This window comes from Pseudoalteromonas sp. Isolate6 (genome assembly GCF_022398435.1).
GTDB lineage: Bacteria > Pseudomonadota > Gammaproteobacteria > Enterobacterales > Alteromonadaceae > Pseudoalteromonas > Pseudoalteromonas galatheae.
Genome location: NZ_JAKEVK010000307.1, coordinates 1 through 3,645, shown reverse-complemented (window position 1 = coordinate 3,645; position 3,645 = coordinate 1). Strand labels below are relative to the sequence as shown.

The following is a 3,645-nucleotide window of genomic DNA, read 5'->3' as shown; positions in this document are numbered from 1 at the left end:
AAAGATAATTAATATTAGCAAAGGCGGAGATCACATCTTTCGCAAAAGCAATGCGAGGGTGCTTTAACGCGCCCTTTTTCCATACCAAATAGATGTTGTTTTCGGGGCCTACAGGGCCAAGCTGGATCAGTTCACCTGCTTTAATGAGATCTCGGCAGAGATAATCGGGGAGAACGGAGTAACCTATTCCAGAGCGAATGATGTTAGCAATTGCTCTAATGTCTGGGCAAATAGCAATAACATTAGAGTTGCAGCTCGCATTAAATACACGGTCAAAGTATTGTCTTACCAAAGGTAAGTCTTGGTCGTACGTGACGACGTTATAGCTTGAGAGTAAGTCGGCGGTAATATCGCTGTCTTGAATTTCTCGGCCCTCTAAACGGTTCATCACTAGCCACAGTTGTTCTTTATCTAGAACGAGATAGTCAAAGGTTGTGGGGTCTGGCGCAGAGGCGGCAATAGCGATGTCTGCGGTGTCGTTTATTAGTGCGTCGAAAATGTTAATTTTATTGCCAATATGAAGTACCACGTTAATGTTGCCCGCTTGCAATAAGTTGGCGATTTGTGGACCGGAGACAAAGCTTAAATACTCCGCGGGGCCGGCAATATTTAGTGTGCCAAACACCGCATTGGAGCGTGCCCGAATTGAGGTGATTTTCTGCTCTAAAATATCGATATGACCAGACACCTGCAGCGCTAAGTCATGTGCTGTTGGCGTTGGTTTTACACCTCGTGCTTGACGTTCAAACAAGGCTTTTCCTACTACCGCTTCCATGGTTTGAATATGTGCAGTGACAGCCGGCTGCGACATCCCCAAGTTGGCCGCAGCCTTGGTGATATTTTTGCAGCGGTATACTTCCACAAAAGTTTTTAGTTGGGTGAGATGAGACATAAAACATTCAAGCCATAAATATTCTGATTGCTCCTACCAATTTATCCGAATTCTCCTGTATCCGCAAATCACCTAAACTTGTCGATATTGAACTGGTATGAGGAGCCGGGATGAACAAGAGTTTAGTGAATACGATAGTGTGGGTGTCATCGTTGTTGGGTTCAGCACTTGCGCTTTGTGCCCATGCAAGTGAAGGTGAGGTATTAGTGTTACTTTCGAGCGAAACCTCGATGGAACTTGCCAGTGGCGAGACAATAGAAACAGGTTATTATTTCAATGAGTTTGGGATCCCAGCAAAGGCGTTGGTGGATGCTGGATATAAACTAGTATTAGCAACACCAAAAGGTAATGCCCCTGCTGTTGATCAAAAGTCAGTGACGGTTGATTACTTTGGCGGTGATGAGACTAAATTACAAAGCATCAAAAAATTTATTGCTAATCTGCCAGACATTAACGATACCGCGAGTTTTAGCGAGATCCTTGCTGCGGGGTTAGACGAGTTTGATGCGGTATTTATTCCAGGCGGGCATGCACCATTAATTGATTTGGCGAATAATCCGCAGGTGGGTGAAATTTTGCGCCATTTTAACCGCGAGAATAAACCTACAGCCGCGATTTGCCACGGCCCAATTACGTTGCTGTCGGCGCAAAGTGAACCAAAAGCGTATTATCAGAGTTTAACAACACAATCACCTGTTCAAGCGAAAAACTGGATTTATGACGGATATCAAATGACGATATTTTCGAACCCAGAAGAACAGGTATTTGAAAGCACGTTAAATGGCGAAAAGCTTAACTTTTACCCAGCAGCAGCGATGTCTCAGGCTGGAGGAAAGATGCAGTTTGCAAATGCATGGCAGCCAAAAGTGGTTGTTGATAGAGAGCTAATTACGGGGCAAAACCCATTTTCAGACAAATTACTAGCAGAAAAGCTGCTAGAAATGTTAGCGAAAGAATCGAATATTCAACAGTAAGGAATTGAGCATGCTTAATTTTGTATTTAAAAATCAAACCGAAATTCTTTTTGGTAAAGGCCAAATGAGTGAAATCACCTCACGATTACCAGAAGCTGCAAAGGTGCTGCTACTGTACGGCGGCGGCTCGATTAAAAACAATGGTGTATACGACCAAGCAATGAGTGCGCTGACTGGCGTTGAGGTTGTGGAATTTGGTGGTGTGGAGCCAAACCCAACATATGAAACACTAATGCAAGCGGTCGCGACAGCAAAGCAAAACGATGTGAACTTTATTCTTGCAGTTGGCGGCGGCAGTGTTATTGACGGCGCAAAGTTTGTGGCGGCAGCTGTGAATTTTGACGGTGAGCCTTGGGACATTTTGGTAAAAGGTGCAAGCTTTAGCAATCCATTACCGATTGGTGCTGTGCTTACTTTACCTGCTACAGGCTCTGAGAGTAACGGCAACTCAGTGGTTACTAAAAAGGCAACTTCGCAAAAGCGTGCGTTTTCGTCACCGACGGTACAGCCGCAGTTTGCGGTACTCGACCCAGAATACACCTACTCATTACCGCCTCGCCAAGTGAGTAATGGAGTAGTGGATGCGTTTGTTCACGTGATTGAGCAGTATTTAACGTATCCAGTAAATGCGCCACTGCAAGACAGATTCGCAGAAGGTATTTTACAAACGCTTATCAGCGAAGGGCCAAAGGCGTTAAGCGAGCCTAACAATTATGATGTAAGAGCAAACGTTATGTGGTCTGCGACTATGGCGCTAAATGGCCTTATTGGTCAAGGCGTACCACAGGATTGGTCAACGCATATGATTGGTCACGAGCTAACGGCATTGTATAACCTTGACCACGCGCAAACGCTCGCGATTGTATTACCTGCGGTGATGTATGTGCAACGAGACAAAAAGGCTGAAAAAATCAAGCAACTTGGTGAGCGTGTATTTGGTATTACAGCGGCGGATGAAGCACAGCAAATTGACCAAACGATAAAAGCAGTTCAGGACTTTTTTGAGTCGATGGTGGTGCAAACGCGTTTAGCCGATTACCAATTAGACGAAAAAGCAGTACAGGAAGTTATCGCTAACCTAGAAAAGAACGGTATGACGGCATTAGGTGAGCACGGCGATATTGATTTAGCGAAGGCGAAAGAAATTTTAATGCTGGCGTTGTAAAGCAAGTTATCCGTGAGGATGTGCTAACCGTTGATAATAAAAGTAAGATGGTTCAGAGCTAACTAAACCATCTTAATCCATCAGTTTTTATTGGCTTTTTAGCTGTTCAATAAGTGCGTAAGTCTTGTATAACTTGGTTAGGTTAAATTCTGCCAAGAAATATAGGGTCTTAATTATTATATATTACTGTACTACCATAATGCTTTAATCTCGTTTCAGTGTTTCTAAATCCTGAAAGGAAATTGAACTGTGTATCACGTGCAATTTCTTCTCTAACACGTAATAGTCTTGTTAAGATTTACTTCATTCAGCATAATATAGTGTGGTCCACAAGAGCCAAATACCTCATCCGTTAAAAGTGAGCCAAAGTTTGGAGTAATTTACGTTATCTAAAATTTACTCATGAATTCAATTGCCACGTTTTTCTGCTTGCTCAGTAGTGTCTGCAGTAAATATTGAGCTACATAATACTATGCTTATTCCCGTGAAATGGCTCATTAAAAAATTATCATTATTAACAGGTGTTTATAGTTATTGGTTGTGTTTTTAATGTCTTCACAGCTAGAAGTATACTGGTTTCGTATTTGTCATAATTGCTATTATTGTTTTTTTAG

At 42.7% G+C, this 3,645-nt stretch carries 3 protein-coding genes; 2 read left to right on the top strand and 1 reads right to left on the bottom strand.

Going from position 1 to position 3,645, the window contains the following annotated elements:
- Window positions 1-892 (bottom strand): LysR family transcriptional regulator (locus L1D50_RS22150; RefSeq protein WP_239966854.1); only part of this gene is annotated, 892 nt, incomplete at its 3' end.
- A gap of 110 nt (window positions 893-1,002) precedes the next feature.
- Between L1D50_RS22150 and L1D50_RS22145 the strand changes: the two genes are divergently transcribed.
- Together L1D50_RS22145 and L1D50_RS22140 are read left to right on the top strand one after the other, a co-directional pair.
- Window positions 1,003-1,866 (top strand): type 1 glutamine amidotransferase domain-containing protein, encoded by an 864-nt coding sequence (locus tag L1D50_RS22145; protein WP_239966853.1) that lies wholly within the window; start codon window positions 1,003-1,005, stop codon window positions 1,864-1,866.
- A 10-nt stretch (window positions 1,867-1,876) separates the two neighbouring features.
- Window positions 1,877-3,031, top strand: coding sequence for an iron-containing alcohol dehydrogenase (locus L1D50_RS22140; RefSeq protein ID WP_239966852.1), 1,155 nt, complete (start codon window positions 1,877-1,879; stop codon window positions 3,029-3,031).
- The last annotated feature ends 614 nt before the right edge of the window (window positions 3,032-3,645 follow it).

Excerpts from the sequence above, each read along its gene's own strand:
- L1D50_RS22145 (WP_239966853.1), top strand. The coding sequence starts at position 1,003 with ATGAACAAGAGTTTAGTGAATACGATAGTGTGGGTGTCATCGTTGTTG.
- L1D50_RS22140 (WP_239966852.1), top strand. The coding sequence starts at position 1,877 with ATGCTTAATTTTGTATTTAAAAATCAAACCGAAATTCTTTTTGGTAAA.